The sequence below is a fragment of the Streptomyces sp. T12 genome (assembly GCF_028736035.1).
GTDB lineage: Bacteria > Actinomycetota > Actinomycetes > Streptomycetales > Streptomycetaceae > Streptomyces.
In genome coordinates, this window is sequence record NZ_CP117866.1 from 11,101,218 (window position 1) to 11,119,425 (window position 18,208).

At 72.5% G+C, this 18,208-nt stretch carries 21 protein-coding genes; 12 read left to right on the forward strand and 9 right to left on the reverse strand.

Annotation, left to right across the window (positions count from 1 at the left end):
• The first annotated feature begins 64 nt into the window (after positions 1-64).
• The 6 genes from PBV52_RS49720 (at position 65) to PBV52_RS49745 (ending at position 5,112) form a co-directional block, all read left to right on the forward strand.
• Complete coding sequence (locus PBV52_RS49720) at positions 65-715, forward strand: TetR/AcrR family transcriptional regulator (protein ID WP_274248845.1); 651 nt, start codon at positions 65-67, stop codon at positions 713-715.
• Positions 716-793: 78 nt separating this feature from the next.
• Entirely contained in the window at positions 794-1,549 is a 756-nt protein-coding gene (locus tag PBV52_RS49725; protein WP_274248848.1) for a response regulator transcription factor, read from the forward strand.
• Positions 1,550-1,725: 176 nt separating this feature from the next.
• Complete coding sequence (locus PBV52_RS49730) at positions 1,726-2,961, forward strand: cytochrome P450 (RefSeq protein WP_274248849.1); 1,236 nt, start codon at positions 1,726-1,728, stop codon at positions 2,959-2,961.
• A gap of 69 nt (positions 2,962-3,030) precedes the next feature.
• The gene (locus PBV52_RS49735; RefSeq protein ID WP_274248851.1) at positions 3,031-3,225 is read left to right on the forward strand and encodes a ferredoxin; all 195 of its coding nucleotides are present in this window, start codon (positions 3,031-3,033) and stop codon (positions 3,223-3,225) included.
• Entirely contained in the window at positions 3,222-4,427 is a 1,206-nt protein-coding gene (locus tag PBV52_RS49740) for an NAD(P)/FAD-dependent oxidoreductase (protein ID WP_274248853.1), read from the forward strand. The genes PBV52_RS49735 and PBV52_RS49740 overlap by 4 nt, the downstream gene beginning before the upstream one ends.
• Positions 4,428-4,581: 154 nt before the next feature.
• On the forward strand, positions 4,582-5,112 hold the full coding sequence (locus tag PBV52_RS49745; protein WP_274248855.1) for a MarR family winged helix-turn-helix transcriptional regulator: 531 nt from the start codon (positions 4,582-4,584) through the stop codon (positions 5,110-5,112).
• 20 nt (positions 5,113-5,132) lie between these two features.
• Here PBV52_RS49745 and PBV52_RS49750 read toward each other — a convergent pair whose 3' ends face one another.
• Positions 5,133-6,308, reverse strand: a complete 1,176-nt coding sequence (locus tag PBV52_RS49750) for an MFS transporter (RefSeq protein ID WP_274248857.1) — start codon at positions 6,306-6,308, stop codon at positions 5,133-5,135.
• 78 nt (positions 6,309-6,386) lie between these two features.
• Here PBV52_RS49750 and PBV52_RS49755 point away from each other — a divergent pair, with 78 nt between their 5' ends.
• The 3 genes from PBV52_RS49755 (at position 6,387) to PBV52_RS49765 (ending at position 8,055) form a co-directional block, all read left to right on the forward strand.
• A complete protein-coding gene (locus PBV52_RS49755; RefSeq protein ID WP_274248859.1) occupies positions 6,387-7,145 on the forward strand; it encodes a helix-turn-helix transcriptional regulator in 759 nt (252 codons plus the stop codon).
• Positions 7,146-7,219: 74 nt separating this feature from the next.
• The gene (locus tag PBV52_RS49760) at positions 7,220-7,600 is read left to right on the forward strand and encodes a DoxX family protein (RefSeq protein ID WP_274248861.1); all 381 of its coding nucleotides are present in this window, start codon (positions 7,220-7,222) and stop codon (positions 7,598-7,600) included.
• Complete coding sequence (locus PBV52_RS49765) at positions 7,597-8,055, forward strand: peroxiredoxin (protein ID WP_274248863.1); 459 nt, start codon at positions 7,597-7,599, stop codon at positions 8,053-8,055. Before PBV52_RS49760 ends, PBV52_RS49765 begins: the two co-directional genes overlap by 4 nt.
• Before the next feature lie 33 nt (positions 8,056-8,088).
• Here the strand turns inward: PBV52_RS49765 and PBV52_RS49770 are convergent, their stop codons facing one another.
• The 3 genes from PBV52_RS49770 to PBV52_RS49780 form a co-directional block, all read right to left on the reverse strand.
• Positions 8,089-8,523 carry a DUF2267 domain-containing protein gene (locus PBV52_RS49770; RefSeq protein WP_274248864.1) on the reverse strand — a complete coding sequence of 145 codons (435 nt, stop codon included), beginning with the start codon at positions 8,521-8,523 and terminating at the stop codon, positions 8,089-8,091.
• Positions 8,524-8,599: 76 nt separating this feature from the next.
• Positions 8,600-8,995, reverse strand: a complete 396-nt coding sequence (locus PBV52_RS49775; RefSeq protein WP_274248866.1) for a DUF2267 domain-containing protein — start codon at positions 8,993-8,995, stop codon at positions 8,600-8,602.
• Between the two features lie 147 nt (positions 8,996-9,142).
• On the reverse strand, positions 9,143-9,574 hold the full coding sequence (locus PBV52_RS49780; RefSeq protein WP_274248868.1) for an Hsp20/alpha crystallin family protein: 432 nt from the start codon (positions 9,572-9,574) through the stop codon (positions 9,143-9,145).
• A 127-nt stretch (positions 9,575-9,701) separates the two neighbouring features.
• Here PBV52_RS49780 and PBV52_RS49785 point away from each other — a divergent pair, with 127 nt between their 5' ends.
• Both PBV52_RS49785 and PBV52_RS49790 read left to right on the forward strand, forming a co-directional pair.
• The gene (locus PBV52_RS49785) at positions 9,702-10,337 is read left to right on the forward strand and encodes a type III effector protein (RefSeq protein WP_274248872.1); all 636 of its coding nucleotides are present in this window, start codon (positions 9,702-9,704) and stop codon (positions 10,335-10,337) included.
• Between the two features lie 81 nt (positions 10,338-10,418).
• Positions 10,419-12,755 carry a SpoIIE family protein phosphatase gene (locus PBV52_RS49790; RefSeq protein ID WP_274248874.1) on the forward strand — a complete coding sequence of 779 codons (2,337 nt, stop codon included), beginning with the start codon at positions 10,419-10,421 and terminating at the stop codon, positions 12,753-12,755.
• 17 nt (positions 12,756-12,772) lie between these two features.
• Here PBV52_RS49790 and PBV52_RS49795 read toward each other — a convergent pair whose 3' ends face one another.
• From PBV52_RS49795 to PBV52_RS49805, 3 genes are all read right to left on the reverse strand, one after another.
• Positions 12,773-13,207, reverse strand: coding sequence for a cupin domain-containing protein (locus PBV52_RS49795; protein WP_274248876.1), 435 nt, complete (start codon positions 13,205-13,207; stop codon positions 12,773-12,775).
• A gap of 78 nt (positions 13,208-13,285) precedes the next feature.
• The gene (locus PBV52_RS49800) at positions 13,286-13,909 is read right to left on the reverse strand and encodes a DNA polymerase ligase N-terminal domain-containing protein (protein WP_274248878.1); all 624 of its coding nucleotides are present in this window, start codon (positions 13,907-13,909) and stop codon (positions 13,286-13,288) included.
• 80 nt (positions 13,910-13,989) lie between these two features.
• Complete coding sequence (locus PBV52_RS49805; protein WP_274248879.1) at positions 13,990-14,820, reverse strand: aldo/keto reductase; 831 nt, start codon at positions 14,818-14,820, stop codon at positions 13,990-13,992.
• A gap of 96 nt (positions 14,821-14,916) precedes the next feature.
• Between PBV52_RS49805 and PBV52_RS49810 the strand changes: the two genes are divergently transcribed.
• Positions 14,917-15,981, forward strand: coding sequence for a LacI family DNA-binding transcriptional regulator (locus PBV52_RS49810; RefSeq protein ID WP_274249998.1), 1,065 nt, complete (start codon positions 14,917-14,919; stop codon positions 15,979-15,981).
• On the opposite strand, the gene PBV52_RS49815 is transcribed toward PBV52_RS49810, so the two are convergent.
• Both PBV52_RS49815 and PBV52_RS49820 read right to left on the reverse strand, forming a co-directional pair.
• Positions 15,944-17,344 (reverse strand): glycoside hydrolase family 32 protein, encoded by a 1,401-nt coding sequence (locus PBV52_RS49815; protein ID WP_274248881.1) that lies wholly within the window; start codon positions 17,342-17,344, stop codon positions 15,944-15,946. The two genes, PBV52_RS49810 and PBV52_RS49815, sit on opposite strands and share 38 nt — an antisense overlap.
• Positions 17,341-18,195 carry a carbohydrate ABC transporter permease gene (locus tag PBV52_RS49820; RefSeq protein ID WP_274248882.1) on the reverse strand — a complete coding sequence of 285 codons (855 nt, stop codon included), beginning with the start codon at positions 18,193-18,195 and terminating at the stop codon, positions 17,341-17,343. The genes PBV52_RS49815 and PBV52_RS49820 overlap by 4 nt, the downstream gene beginning before the upstream one ends.
• Positions 18,196-18,208 lie beyond the last annotated feature (13 nt).

The following is an 18,208-nucleotide window of genomic DNA, read 5'->3' on the forward strand; positions in this document are numbered from 1 at the left end:
AACCCGCGGCGGCTCGAGGGACTGGCTGGCGCGGGCTGTGGGCAGTCCCGGAGCGGTGGTGATCATGGCGGGCAGGACCCTGCGGGAGGAACAGGTCAACGCGACCCGGGAGCTGCTGCTGACCGCGGCCGAGCGGCTCTTCGCCGAACACGGCGTGTACGCGGTGTCCAACCGCCAGGTCAGCGAGGCCGCGGGGCAGGGCAACAACACCGCGGTCGGCTACCACTTCGGCACCAAGACCGACCTGGTCCGCGCCATCGTCCGGCGGCACGCCACGCGTATCGAGGACATCCGCGCCCGCCTGATCACCGACCTCGCGGACCCGGACGACCTGCGCGGCTGGGTGGACTGCCTGGTCCGCCCGGCGCTCGAACACCTCGCCGCACTCGGCAGCCCCACCTGGTACGCGCGCTTCTGCGCCCAGGTCGTCGCCGATCCGGCCCTGCACCGGATCATGGTCGAGGAGGCCCTCTCCTCCCCGGCCCTCCAGAAGATCATCGAGGGTCTGAACCGGTGCCTGCCCGACCTCCCCGCCGAGGTCCGCGCCGAACGCGGCGAGATGGTCCGCCACCTGATCGTCCATGTGGCCGCCGAGCGTGAGCGCGCCCTCGCCGAGAACACCCCCACCCCTCGGTCCACCTGGGACGACGCCGCCACGGGCCTCGCCGACGCCGTCGTCGGCATGTGGCTGGCACCCGTCTCACCCGGCCGCTGACCGCCGCCGCACAAGGAGTACGACCGTGAAATCGACTCTCGGCCAAGGCCGCCGCCGCGGCGCCGGACGGGGCGGGTTATGAGCGCCCGGCAGACAGCCGCGCCCCTGGACGGCGCCACCGGCGAGAAACCCGCCCTCGCGCGCGGCGCCGGCCAGCACGTCCTCGTCGTCGCCGGCGAGCCCGACCTCGCCGAACTGCTCTCGACCACCCTGGAGCTGGCCGGCTACCGGATCAGCCTCAGCGACACCGGCGCCGAGGCGCTGGCCCGCGTCGCGCAGCACCGTTTCGACCTGGTGGTCTTCGACACCGCCCTGCCGGACATGGCGAACTTCAGCCGGGAGCGCCGCCCCACCCTCCCGCACCGCCCGCCGGTCCTCCTCCTCACCGAGTACGACCACCTCCCCCGGCTCGTGCCCGAACTCGGCCTGGGGGAGCGGGACTACGTCACCAAGCCCTTCCGGGTGGCCGAAGTCCTCGCCAGGATCCAGGTGCTGCTGCGCGGCCCCCGCCCCGGCCCGCCCAGGGGCAACCCGCTGGAGTACGGCGACCTCGTGCTCGACGACACCGTGTGCCGGGCCCGGCGCGGGACACGGGCGCTCGACCTCACGCCTGCCGAGTACCGGCTGCTGCGCCATCTCCTGGTCCACGCGCACCGGGTGCTGTCCAAGGAACAGATCGGCCGCTACGTCTGGGCCGAGTACCGCGGCGACAACGCCATCGAGCAGCTCGTCTCCCGTCTGCGCCGCAAGGTGGACCGGGACGACGACCCGGCGCTGATCCACACGCGCCGTGGCTTCGGCTACTGGCTGGGCCGGGCCGACGGCGGTTCCTGACGCCCGGTCGGAGAGTCGGTCGAGCCCGCTCGTGTGATCTGGGCCACGTCAGTTTCCTGTCAGGAAACTGACCGGAAGGCGTCAGACCGCTCTGTTTGCCTGTGTTCATCGAGGCCTCGACCCCCTTCGCCCCGGCGCTCCACTCCGACCGGAGCCCCCCACGCCCGAGGAGAACCATGGCCGACACCACCCTGACCGGTCCCGCGCACGAAGCGCCGGACGCCGTCCCCGAGTTCCCGATGCCGAGGGAGTCCCGCTGCCCCTTCGACCCGCCGCCCGCGCTCAAGGAGCTGCAGCAGCAGGGGCCGTTGACCAAGGTGAGGCTGTGGGACGGCAGCGAGCCCTGGCTCGTGACCCGGTACGCCGAGCAGCGGTCCCTGCTGGGCGACGAGCGGGTCAGTGCCGACACCGACCAGCCGGGATATCCGACCAAGGCCAGCCCCGAGGCCGGTGAGGGCAAGCTCAGCTTCATCATGATGGACGACCCCGAACACGCCCGGCTGCGCCGGATGGTGACGGGCCCGTTCGCCGTGAAGAAGGTCGAGGCGCTGCGGCCCGCCGTACAGCGGATCGTGGACGACCTGATCGACGACATGCTCGCCGGGCCCGGCCCGGTGGACCTCGTGGACGTGTTCGCCCTGCCGATCCCGTCGCTGGTCATCTGCGAGCTGCTGGGCGTGCCGTACGAGGAGCACGACTTCTTCCAGGAGCACACCAAGACCATGGTCCGCACGACCGCCACGCCCGAGGAGCGGGGCGCGGCGAGCCGTGAGGTCGCGGGCTACCTGGCGGGAGTCCTGGGCAAGCGGGTCGCCGAGCCGCAGGACGACCTGCTGTCGGGCATCGCCGCCCGCATCACCGCCGGTGAACTCACCCATCAGCAGGCGACCGAGATGGCCCTGCTCCTGCTGATCGCGGGGCACGAGACCACCGCGAACATGATCGCGCTCGGCACCCTCGCCCTGCTCCAGCACCCCGACCAGCTCGCCCTGTTGCGGGAGACCGACGACCCGAAACTCGTGGCCTCGGCGGTCGAGGAACTCCTGCGCTATCTGCACATCACCCACCTGGGCCGGCGCCGGGCGGTGACCGAGGACATCGAGATCGGCGGCCAGGTGATCAAGGCCGGCGAGGGCGTGATCATGGTCAACGAGATCGGCAACCGCGACCCCGAGGTCTTCGCCGACCCCGACCGCCTCGACATCACCCGCGACGCCCGCCGCCACGTCGCCTTCGGCTTCGGCGTCCACCAGTGTCTGGGCCAGCCGCTGGCCCGCATGGAACTCCAGGTCGTCTACGGCACCCTCTACAAGCGCATCCCGACGCTGAAGCTCGCGTGCGCCCTGGAGGACGTCCGCTTCAAGACCGACGCGTTCATCTACGGCGTCCACGAACTGCCGGTCTCCTGGTGACCGCCGCCCGCTGATCGCTCCGCAGGACCCGCAAACGACCAAGAACCACGTGTGAAGAAGGAGATGGCCATGAAGGTGGAGCTGGAGGCCGACAAGTGCGTCGCGTCCGGACAGTGCGTGCTCGCCGCCATGGACGTGTTCGACCAGGACGACGACGGGATCGCGATCCTGCTCGACGAGCAGCCTGCCGCCGAACACCTCGACGGCGTACGCGAGGCCGTGGCGATCTGCCCCGCCGCCGCGATCCGGCTGGTGGACCGGTGAGGCGCATTGTCGTCGTCGGCGCCTCGGCCGCCGGGCTCGCGGCGGCCGAGACGCTCCGCCGCGAGGGTTACGACGGCACGCTCACCCTGGTGGGCGACGAACCCCTCGCCCCGTACGACCGTCCGCCCCTGTCCAAGCAGCTGCTGTCCGGCGAGTGGGAGCCGGAGCGGCTGGCCCTGCGCACCCCCGACGACCTGGCCGGGCTCGACCTCGATCTGCGCCTCGGCGTGCCGGCGGCCGGTCTGCAACTCGCCGACCGAATGGTGGAGTTGGCCGACGGCTCGGCGGTGCCGTACGACGGTCTGATCCTGGCCACCGGAGTGCGGCCGCGCCGGCTGCCCGGTGCGGGCGGGCATGTGCTGCGCACCCTGGACGACGCGGTGCGGCTGCGGGACCGGCTGACGCCGGGCAAGCGGCTGGTCGTGGTCGGCGCCGGGTTCCTCGGGGCCGAGGCCGCCGCCGTCGCCTGGCGGCTGGGCTGTGAGGTGACGCTTCTCGAGCCCGCCCCGGTGCCGCTGGCTCACGCCGTCGGCACGGAGGTCGGCGAGGTGCTGACGCGCGCCCATCTGGACCGGGGCGTGGACCTGCGCTGCGGCGTCACCGTGACCGAGGTGACCGGGGACGGCGTGCGCCTCGCCGACGGCGAACTGGTCGAGGCGGACGAGGTGTTGATCGCGATCGGCTCCGTGCCCAACACCGACTGGCTCGCCGCCGGCGGGCTCACGGTCGGCGACGGCGTGGTGTGCGACGAGTACTGCGAGGCCGCGCGGAACGTGTACGCCGCCGGAGACGTGGCCCGCTGGTACAACCCGCTCTTCGGGCTGCCCATGCGCATCGAGCACCGCACCAACGCCGCCGAGCAGGGGATGGCCGCGGCCCGCAATCTGCTGCACCCGGACGCCCGCAAGTCCTTCGCGCCGGTGCCGTACTTCTGGTCCGACCAGTACGACATGAAGATCCAGGCGTACGGCTATCTCCGCGGGCACGACGAAGTCGCCGTTGTGGAGGGGGAACTGACGGAGGGCCGGTTCGTGGCCGCCTACCGCAGGGGCGAGAAGGTGACCGGGGCGCTGGCCGTGGGGATGCCGCCGAAGGCGATCCGCCAGTGGCGGCAGGCGATCGCGACGGGCGCGGACTGGGACGGGACCGTGCCGTCCCACTCGCGGGCCGAGGCCGTGCCGGGCGGGGCACCCGCGGCCTGACATGCCGCGCGGGCCGGAGTCCGGCGGACACCTGGGGCCGCCGGGCTCCGGCGCCTTTCCGCCGCCGACGCGGATGCGTGTGACAGGGGCGGGTGCCGTGTGACCCCGCCGCCCAATTAGTTGAGTTACGCAACGAGATGGTAAAGTGGTTCCCATGGCCACACCACCGCTCCCCGAACTCCCCGACACGCCCGCGTCCCCGGAAGTGATCGAGATAGAGCGAGCGCTCACCCGCATCACCTACCTGAGCACGCGCGCCCGGCAGCACGAGCGGCTCATGGCCCTGGCCGGTGTGCCGCTGGACCGGGCCGCGGTGGCGCTGCTGCGGCAGGTCGCCGACTCGGAGTCGCTGCGCCCCGGGGAGCTGGCCGCCCGGCTCGGTGTGGAGGCCTCGCACGTCACGCGTACGGTGCAGCAGCTGCAGAAGGGCGGCTACGTCACCCGCGTCCCCGACCCCCAGGACCGCCGCGCCCAGCGCATCGAACTCACCGAGGCCGGCCGTCAGGCCATCGCCCGGGTCCGCGAGGCCGGCGCCCGCGGCATGCAGCTCGCCCTGGCCGACTGGACCCCCGCGGAGCTGCGCCAGCTGGCCTCCCTCTTCCACCGCATGGTCGACGACTTCCTCGCCCACGCCATCGACGAGGACACCGAACCGCAGACGGCGGCACCGGCCGGGTCCGCCTGACCGGACCGCTCGGGCACCGGTCACGCCGACGCCGTGCGTGAGCGGTGCCCGGAGGAGCCGGGTGCCGGGACGGCCCCCGCGGGCGGTGCCGGCTCCCGCAGCCCGCACAGCAGCAGCCGCCCCAGCGCGGGCAGGGCGATGAGCACCGCGAGCGCGTTCTGCAGCGACGTGGCGTCGGCCAGCGCGCCGACGACCGGGGCGAAGAGGCCGCCCACGCTCACGGTCAGCCCCAGCGTCACACCGCTCGCGGTGCCCACCCGCCGGGGCAGGTAGTCCTGGCCGAGCGTGACGTGCAGCGAGAACGGGACGTACAGGCCGGCCGACGTCAGCGCGACGAACAGATACACGCCCGGCCCGGGAACGAGGACCACTCCGGCCACCGCGAGTACGGTCAGCGCATACGCCTGGCGTACGACCGCGAGCCGCCCGTACCGGTCGGCGAGCCGCCCCCCGGCCACGGTGCCCAGCGCGCCGCCCAGGTAGAGCACACACAGCGCGGCCGTGCCCGCCACGGCACCGCCACCGGTCCGCTGTCGGACGTACAGCGAGACGAACGCGCTCAGCCCGACGAACACGATCGACCGGCACACGACGGCGCCGGACAGCCGCAGGAACGCCCCCCAGTCGTCGGAGCCGACCTCCTCGCCCTTGCCGACGGCGGCCCCACGGCTTCCGGCCGAGCGCACCGCCGCCGCGCACAGGGCAGCTCCCACGACGGCCGGCCCGACCAGCAGGGGAGTGGCGCCCAGACCGCCGGTGGCGACCACCGCCGCCACCAGCAGCGGGGCCAGCGCGAAACCGACGTTCCCGCCGAGGGAGAACCACCCCATCGCCGTATGACTGCCGTGCGCGGCATCGCGGGCCGCGCGGGCGGCATCCGGGTGGTAGGCGGCCACCCCGATGCCGGACACGGCCACCACCGCCAGCGTGAGCGCGTAGGAACCCATGACCCCGCTCAGCGCCACCCCGGCGCCTCCCGTCAGCGCGCTCAGCGGCAGCAGCCACGGCATCGCCCACCGGTCGGTGAGCGCCCCGAACAGCGGCTGCACCACCGACGACAGCGAGGAGGCCGCGAGCACGATGCCCGAGGCGGCCGCGTAGCTGTAGGCGCGCTCGGCGACGAAGAAGGGGACGAGGGCCGCCACGGCGCCCTGGTACACGTCGACACAGGCGTGGCCCAGGGACAGCAGGGTCATGGCTCGGTTGCGTTTCGTTGACACCATGCGATCGTCGCGGGGGAGGCCCATGGCCCGCTTTCGATAATCTGCCTTGTTGTGTCGAACATCCGCCACGACCCGACCGCGCCGACCCGCGCCCAGGCCCTGGCCGCCGGGGAACGCATCGACGCGCACCGGCACGACGACCACCAGATCGTCTACGCGGGCTCCGGCGTCCTCGCCGTCACCACCGACGCCGGCACCTGGTTCGCGCCCGGCAACCGCGCCATCTGGGTCCCCGCGGGCACCGTGCACGCGCACCGCGCCCACGGCCACCTCGACCTGCACCTGGTCGGCCTGGACGCCGACGACAACCCCCTCGGCCTGGACGCCCCCACCGTCCTCGCCGTCAGCCCCCTCCTGCGCGAGCTGATCCTCGCCTACACCCGCGACCCCGGCGACGACAGCCCCGAGCGCCGCCGCCTGCTCGCCGTCCTGCGCGACCAGCTGCGCGCCTCGCCCCAGCAGCCCCTGCGCCTGCCCACCCCCACCGACCCCCGCCTGGCCGCGGTGTGCGCGCTCGTCCACGCCGACCCCGCCGACCCGCGCACCCTCGCCGCCCTCGGCGCCGCGACCGGAGTCGGCGAGCGCACCCTCAGCCGGCTCTTCCGCCACGAGTTCGGCATGACCTTCCCGCAGTGGCGCACCCAGTCGCGCCTGTATCACGCGCTGCGGCTGCTCGCCGAGGACACGCCCGTCACGACCGTCGCCCACCGCTGCGGCTGGTCCTCCGCCAGCGCCTTCGTCGACGTCTTCCGCCGGTCCTTCGGGTACACGCCAGGCACCCACAACGGCCGCTCGCAGCAGGGCCGATGAACAGGCAGGGGCGAGTGCAGGGCCGTGACCTACCCTCCGGTAGCATCCGGCGGCAGGTCACCCTAGGAGGATCCGTGCCCCGGTCCGAACGTTCGCCCCTGCTGCTCGCCGGCCTGCTGGCCACCGCGGGCATCGCCCACTTCGCCGCCCCACGCCGGTTCGACGAGACCGTGCCGCGCGCCCTGCCGGGGACGCCCCGGACCTGGACGTACGCCAGTGGCGTCGCCGAGCTCGCGCTGGCGGCCGGTGTGGCGCTGCCGCGTACCCGCAAGGCCGCCGCGCTGGCCACGGCGGCCTTCTTCGTCGGTGTGTTCCCCGCGAACGTGAAGATGGCCGTCGACTGGCGGCACCGCCCCGCGCCGCAGCGGGCCGCCGCCATCGGCCGGCTGCCCCTGCAGATCCCCCTCGTGCTGTGGGCCCGCGGGGTCGCGAAGAGTGCGGAGGCCCAGGCATGAGCGCACAGCTGAAGGTCGGCGACAAGGTCGAGGACTTCTCGCTGCCGGACGAGACCGGCACCACCCGCAGCCTCACCGGGCTGCTCGCGGAAGGGCCGGTGGTGCTCTTCTTCTACCCCGCCGCCCTCACCCCGGGCTGCACCGCGGAGGCCTGCCACTTCCGTGATCTCGCCGCCGAGTTCGCCGCCGTCGGCGCCCGGCCCGTCGGCATCAGCGGTGACGCGGTCGAACGGCAGCAGGAGTTCGCCGACCGGCACACGCTCGGCATCCCCCTGCTGTCCGACGCGGACGGGACGGTCCGGGACCGGTTCGGGGTGACGCGCGGCTTCTCGCTGGCCCCCACCAAACGGGTCACCTTCGTCATAGGGCAGGACCGCACGGTCCTGGAGATCGTCCGCAGCGAACTGCGGATGAACACCCACGCCGACCGGGCCCTCGCCGCGCTGCGCAAGTGAGCGAGCGGAGGTGCCCGGAAGTGCCGGACGAGGTCAGGCGGCTTGGGTGAGTTCGGCGCGGCCGAACAGCAGCGCGTAGCCGGAGGGCAGCCGGCGCAGGATACGGGTGAGCAGTTCGGGGCCGGCCAGGGCGGCGACCGTGGCGAGAACGGAGCCGGTGTCCCAGCGGGTGGTGGCCAGGGTGGCGCCGGTGCGGGCGGCGAGGTCCTTGACGAAGGCCCAGCCGGTGAGGGGCTGGGGGTCGGGGATCTGTCCGGTGAGGACGCGTGCGGCTTCCAGGGGCAGGCGGGCGGCCAGTTCGACGCGTTCGTCGCCCGCCAGTTGGCGCCCGAGTCCCGCGACGACCAGGCGGACAGCCTCCTCGGCCCGTTCCCGGGTGGGGTAGGCGCCTTCGTAACGGACCTTCTCCAGCATGTGCTCGAACGTCATCACGGACGAGTGCTGGAGCGGTGCACGCCGGTCGGACATCACTGCGGTGGTTGCCTTTCTGTCGTTGAGGTTGCCGGTGCCCGGCGGGGTGTGCGGACACCGGGTGTACGGGTGGTCAGGTGGGCTGGGGTCGGCCGAACAGCAGGTCGTAGCCTGCGGGGAGCTGGAGCAGGATCTGCTTGAGCAGGTCCTCGTCGGCCGCGTCGGCGACCGTGCTGAGGACGGCGCCGACGTCCCAGGTCGCGGTCTGCTCGGTGGCCCCCTCGATCCAGACCGCCGTCGCCCGCACGAACCGCTCCGGTGACAGCGGTTCGGCGCTCTGCAGCGGGTTGAGCAGGATCAGGGCGAAGTCTTCCGGCAGACGCGCCGCCAGCTGGGCACGCACGTCGCCGACGAGGTGTGCGCCCAGCAGGGCGAGCACCACGCGGGCCGCGCGTTCTGCCTCCTGCCGGCTGTCGTACTCGCCGCGTTCTGTCACGCGGTCGAGGAATGCTTCCCATCGCAAGGTCATGTCGGCCGCCACCCTTCTTGAGCCCGGCGGGGTGGGGAGGACGGGGAGCCCCGGTTCAGGGTGCCCCCGGTTCAGGGTGTCCCCGGTTCACAGAGCCCCATTTCAGGGTGCCCGTCCTCCGCCGCTGATCGTCCCGGGTCGCCCGGCTCAGCCGGAGATCTCCTTGCGGGAGGATTCCCCGCCGATGGCGATCTTGCGGGGCTTGGCCCGCTCGGCGATCGGGATCCGCAGGGTGAGCACCCCGGCGTCGTAGTCGGCCTTGATGTGCTCGGTGTCCAACGTGTCGGCCAGCACGAGCTGCCGTGAGAAGACGCCCAGCGGCCGCTCCGACAGCTCCATCTGTACGTCGTCGGCCTTCGCCACGGGCCGGCGCTCGGCCCTGACGGTCAGCATGTTGCGCTCGACGTCGATGTCGATCGCCTCCGTGCTGACGCCGGGAAGGTCGAAGGCCACCACGTACTCGTCACCCTCGCGGTAGGCGTCCATCGCCATCGTGGACGGCTGCGTCCAGGTGCCCGGGCCCATCAGCTGCTGGGTCAGTCGGTCGAGCTCGCGGAAGGGGTCGGTGCGCATCAACATCGCGAAACACCTCCAGAAGGTCGGGCAGTAGCTGCCAATGCGCCTCGTTGAAACCGTTGTAACATGTCATCCAATGGATGACAAACATGATGTCGTCGAAAGGATGACAACCCCGAGGGAGGTGCCCATGGCAGCAGCTGACCAGCCGGCCTCTGCCCACGCCGGCAGCCAGAGCCCGGCCTCGTTTCTCGCCGCCGCCGCGGCCCTGGAAGCCATCGGCGACGCCCTGCGCGCCGCCCAGCACGAGGCCCCCGGGCTCACCGATGCCGAGAACGCCGACCCGGAGCAGGCGCTGGCCTCCCTCCTGCTGCTGCGGCAGATTCGCGAACAACTCGCCGGATGGGAGACCGGCCTGATCGAAACCGCCCGTCACGCCGGGGCCAGCTGGGCCGACCTCGCCCACCCCCTCGGCGTCGCCAGCCGCCAGGCGGCCGAACGCCGCTACCTGCGCAACCGGCCCGGCCCCGCCGGAACCACCGGCGAACAACGCGTCCAGGCCACCCGCGAACGCCGCGCCGCCGACCGCAACATCGCCACCTGGGCCCGCCGCAACGCCGCCGACCTGCGCCGCCTCGCCGGTCGGATCACCGCCCTCACCGACCTCCCGGCCGCCGCCCGCCACCCGCTCAGCCAACTTCACGCGGCCCTCGCCCAGGACGACCCCGCCGCCCTCATCCACCCCCTTGACGCCACTCGCCCCCACCTGGCAACCGCCCACCCCGACCTCGCGGCCGAACTCGACACCCTCACCAAAGCCACGTAGCCACGTCGGGCTCGCCATCAGGCACCGGCAGATGGGGCAGCGCGGTTGATGCGGTGCGGCTCAGGACTCATCCTGGACGACATGGAGCACGTCTCCGCTGCGGCGATCATCGATGCCCACGGTGTCGTCACCGGGTGGAGCGAGGGTGCCCAGCGGCTGACGGGCCTGACGGGCCAGGAAACACTGGGACGGCCGGTGCGGGAGCTGCTCGCCGAGCAGCCGCCGCCCGAAGCCGTGGCCGCGCTGGCCGGCACCGCCGTGGTACGTCACCGGGACGGCTCACCCGTCGCCCTGAACGTGACGGCATGCGTCCTGCTCGGCGACGACGGGGGGCCGGGCGGATACGTGATCACCACCGTGCCGACCGACCGCACCGAGCCCACGCTCGCGGAGCAGGCCTTCCAGCAGGCATCCATGTCCATGTCCGTCTTCGACGCCGACCAGCGCTACCTGCGGCTCAACGAAGCGGCCTGCAAGGTCATGGGCGTACCCGAGGAGGTCCTGCTCGGCCGCCACTTCCCGGAGACCGTGGAGGACGGGACACACAGCCGGGGCTTTCTGTGGCATCTGCGCCAGGTCGCCGAGACGGGCAGGCCGCTGCGCTACGAGAGCTTCACCGGCGCCCCGGCCCTGAACCGTGAGCACTCCTGGACCACCGACATGTGGCCGGTACGCGACTCCTCGGGCCGGCTGGTCGGCACCGCGCTGGCCGCGTTCGACAGCACCGAGCAGTACTGGGCCCGGCAGCGGCTGGCCCTGCTGAACGAGGCGGCGGCCGCCATCGGCACCACCCTGGACCTGGTGCGCACGGCGGAGGAACTGGTCGGGGTCATGGTGCCCCGGTTCGCCGACTTCGCCAGCGTGGACCTGTTCGACTGGGTCCTGGGGGCGGAGGAGGCGCCGCCGCTGTCCGGCACCGAGATCGCGCTGCGCCGCGTCGCCCACGGCTCCGGCACCGAGGGCACCCCGGAAGCGGCCGTGCACCTGGGCGAGGTGGACTTCTACCCGCCGTTCTCGCCGCCCGCACGGGCGATCCTTCAGGGCAGCGTGGTCCTCAGCCAGGCAGGTGAGCCGGCGTTCATGCGCTGGGTGGCGGAACGCAACGCGCGCGCTCCGGCCGGCCGGCGCCACCGCGTCGGCGCCCACTCCGTGATGGCGGCGCCGCTGCGGGCGCGCGGCACCACGCTCGGCGTCGTGGTGGCCGTGCGCATCAGGCAACCGGACGACTACGTCGCCGACGACGCCGTCTTCGCCGAGGAACTCGCCAGCCGGGCCGCCGTCTGCATCGACAACGCCCGCCGCTTCGACCGCGAGCGCACCACCGCGCTGGCCCTGCAGCACAACCTGCTTCCCCGGGGACTGTCCGGGCAGGCGGCCGTGGAGGTGGCCCACCGCTATCGGCCGTCCGGATCGCAGGCCGGCCTCGGCGGCGACTGGTTCGACGTGATCCCGCTGTCCGGTGGCCGCGTCGCCCTCGTCGTCGGCGACGTCGTCGGACACGGCATCCCGTCGTCGGCCACCATGGGCCGCCTGTGCACGGCCGTACGCACCCTCGCCGACGTGGACCTGCCACCCGACGAACTGCTCACCCACCTGGACGACCTGGTCACCCATCTGGCCGGGGACGACAGCGACGAGGTCGCCGAACTGGGCGCCACCTGCCTCTACTCCGTCTACGACCCCGTCTCCCGCCGCCTCACCCTGGCCGCCGCCGGCCATCCGCCACCGGCCCTCGTCCTGCCCGACGGCACCACACAGGTCGTCGAAATGAGCGCCGGGCCCCCGCTCGGTGTCGGCGGGCTGCCCTTCGAGGCGATGGAGGTGGAGCTGCCCGAAGGCTCCCTGGTCGCCCTGTACACGGACGGCCTCATCGAGGACCGCGACCGCGACATCGACCACGCCACCGCCGAACTGTGCCGCGCGCTGACCGCGCCCGCCGACACCCTCGACGCCCTGTGCGACACCGTGCTGAAGGCCGTTCTGCCGGAGGACCCCAGCGACGACGTGGCCCTGCTGCTGGCCCGCACCCGGGCCCTGGGCGCGGACCGCATCGCCACCTGGGACGTACTGCCCGACCCGGAGCACGTGGCGGCCACCCGGCAGGCCGCCACGGAGCAACTGACCGCCTGGGGACTGGACGAGGCCGCCTTCGTCACCGAACTCGTCGTCAGCGAACTCGTCACCAACGCCATCCGGTACGGCGCACCCCCGATCCAGCTCCGCCTGATCCGCGACCGCACCCTCATCTGCGAGGTCTCCGACGGCAGCTCCACCTCCCCGCATCTGCGCCGGGCCCACGCCTACGACGAGGGCGGCCGCGGGCTGCTGCTGGTCGCCCAGCTCACCCAGCGCTGGGGGAGCCGGCAGACCGGCAGCGGCAAGACGATCTGGGCCGAACAGCCGCTGCCGCCGGGGTGATCACCCCAGCGCCGTGATCACTGGAACGGGCAGCCCGGGTTCGGTGCGTCCTGGGAGAACGGCGCGCCGTGCGGCAGCACATAGAGCACGTCGAGGACGACCGCCGTGTCCCCCAGGTTGCGGCCTATGTGGACGTTGCCGGGTCCGGCCGGCTCCTGGATGAAACTGCCCTGCGGGTAGACGCCGTCGGAGGCGCAGCTGGAGTTGTAGTGGCTGAGCGTGCCCTGCTGCGTGAACGCGTAGAGGGGCCCGTCGTGGTAGTGCCAGCCGGTGGCCTGACCGGGCGGAATGGTGACCTCCCGAAGGATGTAGTCGGTGTCGCCGACGGTCTTCTGACTGATCGTCCGGGCGGTGACACCGGGCCCGGGCGGAGTTGCCTGGGCGGGCCCGGCGACGAGGACGGTGGCGGCGGCCACGGCGCCGGTCACGGCGGTACGGAGCGCGGTGCGCATGCGAGGAGCCTCCTGCGGCGAGAGCGGGTGTCGCCGTGAACATAGAGGCAGGGAAAGGTAGTTGAGGGCGGAACCGAATCATTCGCTGGATTTTCCGTCGACGCCGTCCCCGGCGACCTGGCCGAGCGTGCGACCGGTCCGTACCGAACGGGCCCGGTACGGGTCGGGCGTGCCGTGCCCGTGTGCCCGCCCCTTGCGGGCCTTCACCAGCAGCCATGCCTCCCGGTCACCGTCCCGCCCGTCGCGGATCCGGGTGAGCGCGTACTCGCCGTGCAGCTTCGACCCGCTCAGCCGGAACGTGGCATGACCCCGCTCGAGCGACTCGCCGAAGTCGACGGGCCGCCCCTTGCGGTCATGGCTCATCGGCTCGTACGTGCCGTTGTCCCAGACGATCACCGTGCCGCCGCCGTACTCGCCCTTCGGGATCACGCCCTCGAACTCCTCGTACTCCAGCGGATGGTCCTCGGTGGGCATGGCGAGCCGCTTGTCGTGGGGATCGTCGGAGGGCCCCTTCGGCACCGACCAGGACTTCAGTACGTCGTCCACCTGGAGCCGGAAGTCGAAGTGCAGGGTGCGGGCGTCATGGATCTGCACCACGAACCGCGGCTCCTCACCGGAGGCCTCCGCACGCCCCTGCGGCTCCCCGGTCCGCCCGAAGTCACGCTTGCCGTGGTAGTCCCGCAGCCGGTCCTTCTCGCCCATGAGCGCCTCCTTCCCGAGCGCCCCGAGTACCCTGCGACGCGCCGCCGACGCCCGCTCGCAACTCTGTCCGCGACGCCCGCTCAGAACTCTTCGTGTACCTCGGGGTCCCCACCGCGGCGCCGTTGGGCGCGGTCCGCGATCGCCGTCATGTGGTCGGCACTCAGTTCGAAACCGAAGACATCGAGGTTCGTGCGCTGTCGCCCGGGATCGGCCGACTTCGGGATCGGGACGGCGCCCAGCTGGACGTGCCAGCGCAGGACGACCTGGCCGGGTGTCGCCCCGAGGGCGTCGGCGATGCCGGTCACGACGGGATCCTCCAGGAGACTGGTTCCGGGGGCCAGGGGGCTCCAGCTCTCGGTCACGATGCCCTTGCCGGTGTGGAAGGCGCGCAGCTCCGCCTGCGGGAAGAAGGGGTGCAGCTCGATCTGGTTGACGCAGGGCAGGACCCCGGTCTCCTTCTCCAGCCGTTCGAGGTGCTCGGCGGTGAAGTTGGAGACGCCGATCGACCGGACGAGGCCGTCCTCCTGCAGCTTGATCATGGCCTTCCAGGAGTCGACGTACTTGTCGACGCGGGGGAGCGGCCAGTGGATGAGGTAGAGGTCCACGTAGTCCAGGCCGAGGCGGGCGCGGGACTCCTCGAAGGAGGCGAGGGTCTCCTCGTAGCCGTGGTGGCGGCCGGGGAGCTTCGTCGTCACGACGATCTCCTCGCGGGGCACGCCGCTGCCCGCGACGCCACGGCCGACGCCGGTCTCGTTGCGGTAGTTCGTCGCCGTGTCCACGAGGCGGTACCCCAGTTCCAGCGCGTCGTGAACCGCCTGCTCGGCCTGCGCGTCGTCCATCGGCCAGGTGCCGAGGCCGAGGGCGGGGAGGGTCGTACCGTCGTTGAGCGTGTGGGTCGGGATGCTGATCACTACCGGACCTTCCCTTGACTGTGTCGTGCATCCAGCGTCACGGATAGGGTGAGGATTGATCAACCGGACGGGTGGGGCATGAGGGCGGCGGACGGCATGGGCGGCACCGAGGACAAGCACCCGACGGGATCGGGGCGTCCCACGTCACGGGACGTCGCCCGGCTCGCCGGGGTGTCGCACACGGCTGTCTCCTTCGTCTTCAACGGCCGCGCCGAGGGCAACCTCTCGCCCGCCACCCAGGAGCGCATCCGCCGGGCCGCCGTCGAGCTCGGCTACCGCCCCGACCCCGTCGCGCGCGGCCTGCGCCGCCGCCGTACGGCCGTGATCGGCCTCGTCACCGACGAGATCGCCTCCTCGCCGTTCGCCGGCCGGCTGCTGCGCGGTGCCATGGAGACCGCCTGGGCCAGCGAGCACCTCGTCCTGACCATCGACTCCGGCGGCGACCCGGCCAAGGAGGACGCGGCCGTCGCCGAACTCCTCGACCGACGCGTGGACGGCATCATCTACGCGGCCATGTCGCTGCGCCGCGTCCGCGTCCCCGAGGGCCTGCACCGCACCCACTCCGTCCTCGCCAACTGCCTGCCGGAGGACGACTCCCTGCCCGCCGTCATCCCCGCCGAGCGCGCGGGAGGCCGTACGGCGGCCCGGTTGCTGCTGGACGAGGGGCACCACAGGGTCGCCATGGTGGGCGGCCAGGAGGACATCGCCTCCGTCGACCGCCTGCGCGGGTTCCGCGACGCACTGCGCGCCGAAGGGATCACGGTCCCCAAGGAGTGGGTGGTGCGCACCGGGGGCGAGATCAGCGGAGGGTACGAGGGCGCGATGCGCGTCCTCGACGGCGTCCCCGCCGACCGGCGCCCCACCGGCCTGTTCTGCTACAACGACCGGGTCGCGGCGGGCGTCCTGCACGCCGCGACCCGGCTCGGCATCACCGTCCCCGCCGACCTGTCGGTGGTCGGCTACGACGACCAGGAGCACATGGCCGAGTTCCTCACCCCGCCCCTCACCACGGTCGCGCTGCCCCACCGGGCGATGGGTGAGGTCGCCGCCCGGCTGTTGCTCGATGCCATCGGTACGGGGCGGACGCCGCCCGCGACGGTGCGGCGTCTGGCCTGCCCGGTGATCAGTCGTGTGTCGGTGGGGCCGGCTCCCAGCCGGTGACCGTGGCCCCGGAGCCGGTGACGAGGAGCTCGGGCACGTCGTCGGGTCGCCGGTAGATCCGTTCGGTGACCGTGGCCCGGTCGCCGACGAACAGCTCGAACAGCGAGCCGTCGACGAGGATCCGCACCTCGCCGGCCGGCGCCCGCACCACGATCGGCGCCGATCCGTCGGGCCGTGTGCGCGGCCAGTCCCCGCGGTCGAGCGTCACCGTGCCCTCGGCCGGGTCCAGCACGACCGTCAGCTCCGCGCCCGAGGCGGACCGCAGCAGACTCACCGTGGTGCGGCCGGATGCGGTGACGGTCAGGTCGTACGCCTCCGGGAGCGGAGTACGGCGTCCTGCTGCCGTGACGAACGGTTCGGCCGCACGCAGGAGTTCGAGCTCCGGTGCCGGTACGACACGCAGGGCGCCGTCGGGATGGACGTCCACGACCCGCGGCGCGGTCAGCACCCCGGCCCAGCCCGCGCGGTCGACCTCGCCCTGCTCGCGGGCCTCCCACGACCAGCCCCACATCAACGCCCGGCCCGGCTCCTGGAGCACGGCCGGTGCGTAGAAGTCACGCCCGTGGTCGAGCCGCCCGCCGGTGCGGGCCTCGAAGCGCAACTCGCCATCGCCGTACGGCTGGAGACGGCCCGTCAGATAGCCGGTGGAGCACGGGTCGCCGTCCCACAGCGACACCACCAGCACCCACTCCCCGCCCGCCGTCGCGTACAGCTGCGGGCACTCCCAGCCGACCGCCTTGTCGCCGAACGCGTCCATCGCGACCGGGTCGTTGCCGTCGAGAAACACCCCGGCGAACCGCCAGTCGGCCAGGTCGTCACAGTCGTACAGCAGCACCGACGCGGTCCCGTCGGCATGCCCCGCGCCGACCAGTGCCCACCGGCGGCCACCGCTCCTGAAGACGAACGGGTCGCGGAACATCACCACGTCCAGGCCGGCGGGCGGGCCGGTCACGACGGGCGTGGGCAGGGGCCTGAAGTCGGTCAGCGTCTCGTCCTCCGGCACCAGCGCCCGCGCCAGGCAGATCGAGCCGAGACCGGCGTGATGCCGGTCGACGCCCGTGTACACGGCCGTCGGCACCCCGTCGTCGTCGACCACGCAGCCCGACCAGCAGCCCGCCTCGTCCGGGCCGCCGGGCGTCGGGGCGAGCGCGATCGGATGGTGCTCCCAGTGCACGAGGTCGTGGCTGGAGACATGCCCCCAGTGGACGTTCGTGTGCACCGGGGCGTCGGGGTTGTGCTGGTAGAAGAGGTGGTACCGGTCCCGCCAACGGAAGGGGCCGTTCGGGTCGTTGATCCAGTTGGCGGGGGGACGGACCCTGAAGCGCGGGGCGCCGGGGTCCGTGGACTGAGCGGTGAGGCTCAACGGTTGACTCCTGCGGACGTGATGCCCTCACGAAGAGGGCGCTGACCGACGACGAACACGGCGACGGCGGGGATCATGGAGAGAACGACACCGGCGAGCACCACCGAGATGGAGCCGGTGCCCAGGTTGCCCTGGAGGGAGACGAGGCCGAGCGGCAGTGTGTAGTTCTGGCCGGAGGTCTCGAGGATCAGTGGGCGGAAGAACTCGTTCCAGTGGTAGTTGAAGGCCAGCACCCCCACGATCGCCAGACCGGGCGCGGCCAGCGGCGCGTACACCGACCGGAAGATCCGCCAGGGCCCGCAGCCGTCCAGCATCGCCGCCTCGCCCAGGTCCTTCGGCATGCCCAGGAAGTACTGGCGCATCAGGAAGGTCCCGAAGGCGGTCGGGAAGGCCGGGATGATCAGGCCCAGCAGCGTGTCGGTCAGGCCCATCGACTTCAGCACCAGGAACACCGGCACGATGGTGACCTGCAACGGCACCATCATCGTCGCCAGGACCAGCCCGAACAGCGGCTTCTTGAACCGGAATTCGAGGCGCGCGAAGGCGTACCCCGCCAGCCCGGCCGTGATCATCTGGCCCACCGCGATCAGCGCGGTCACCAGCGTCGAGTTCAGGGCGAGCAGCCAGACGTCGATCTGGTCGAAGACCCCGCGGTACGCCTCCGTCGACGGGTTCGTCGGGATGATGCTCGGCGGCAGATCGAAGGCCTCGGCGGGGGTGCGCAGTGAGGTGGAGACGGTCCAGATGACCGGGCCCAGGGTCAGCAGCGCGCACACGGCCAGCGCGGCGATCCGGGCCCATGGCGCGAGGGAGTGCCGGGTGCGGCTCACGGACAGGGTTGCTTGGCTCAAGGGACTCACCCGG

Coding starts and splice junctions, on each gene's coding strand:
- PBV52_RS49720 (WP_274248845.1), top strand. CDS start 65: ATGGCGGGCAGGACCCTGCGGGAGGAACAGGTCAACGCGACCCGGGAG.
- PBV52_RS49725 (WP_274248848.1), top strand. CDS start 794: ATGAGCGCCCGGCAGACAGCCGCGCCCCTGGACGGCGCCACCGGCGAG.
- PBV52_RS49730 (WP_274248849.1), top strand. CDS start 1,726: ATGGCCGACACCACCCTGACCGGTCCCGCGCACGAAGCGCCGGACGCC.
- PBV52_RS49735 (WP_274248851.1), top strand. CDS start 3,031: ATGAAGGTGGAGCTGGAGGCCGACAAGTGCGTCGCGTCCGGACAGTGC.
- PBV52_RS49745 (WP_274248855.1), top strand. CDS start 4,582: ATGGCCACACCACCGCTCCCCGAACTCCCCGACACGCCCGCGTCCCCG.
- PBV52_RS49750 (WP_274248857.1), bottom strand. CDS start 6,308: ATGACCCTGCTGTCCCTGGGCCACGCCTGTGTCGACGTGTACCAGGGC.
- PBV52_RS49765 (WP_274248863.1), top strand. CDS start 7,597: ATGAGCGCACAGCTGAAGGTCGGCGACAAGGTCGAGGACTTCTCGCTG.
- PBV52_RS49770 (WP_274248864.1), bottom strand. CDS start 8,523: ATGTCCGACCGGCGTGCACCGCTCCAGCACTCGTCCGTGATGACGTTC.
- PBV52_RS49775 (WP_274248866.1), bottom strand. CDS start 8,995: ATGACCTTGCGATGGGAAGCATTCCTCGACCGCGTGACAGAACGCGGC.
- PBV52_RS49780 (WP_274248868.1), bottom strand. CDS start 9,574: ATGTTGATGCGCACCGACCCCTTCCGCGAGCTCGACCGACTGACCCAG.
- PBV52_RS49785 (WP_274248872.1), top strand. CDS start 9,702: ATGGCAGCAGCTGACCAGCCGGCCTCTGCCCACGCCGGCAGCCAGAGC.
- PBV52_RS49790 (WP_274248874.1), top strand. CDS start 10,419: ATGGAGCACGTCTCCGCTGCGGCGATCATCGATGCCCACGGTGTCGTC.
- PBV52_RS49795 (WP_274248876.1), bottom strand. CDS start 13,207: ATGCGCACCGCGCTCCGTACCGCCGTGACCGGCGCCGTGGCCGCCGCC.
- PBV52_RS49800 (WP_274248878.1), bottom strand. CDS start 13,909: ATGGGCGAGAAGGACCGGCTGCGGGACTACCACGGCAAGCGTGACTTC.
- PBV52_RS49810 (WP_274249998.1), top strand. CDS start 14,917: ATGGGCGGCACCGAGGACAAGCACCCGACGGGATCGGGGCGTCCCACG.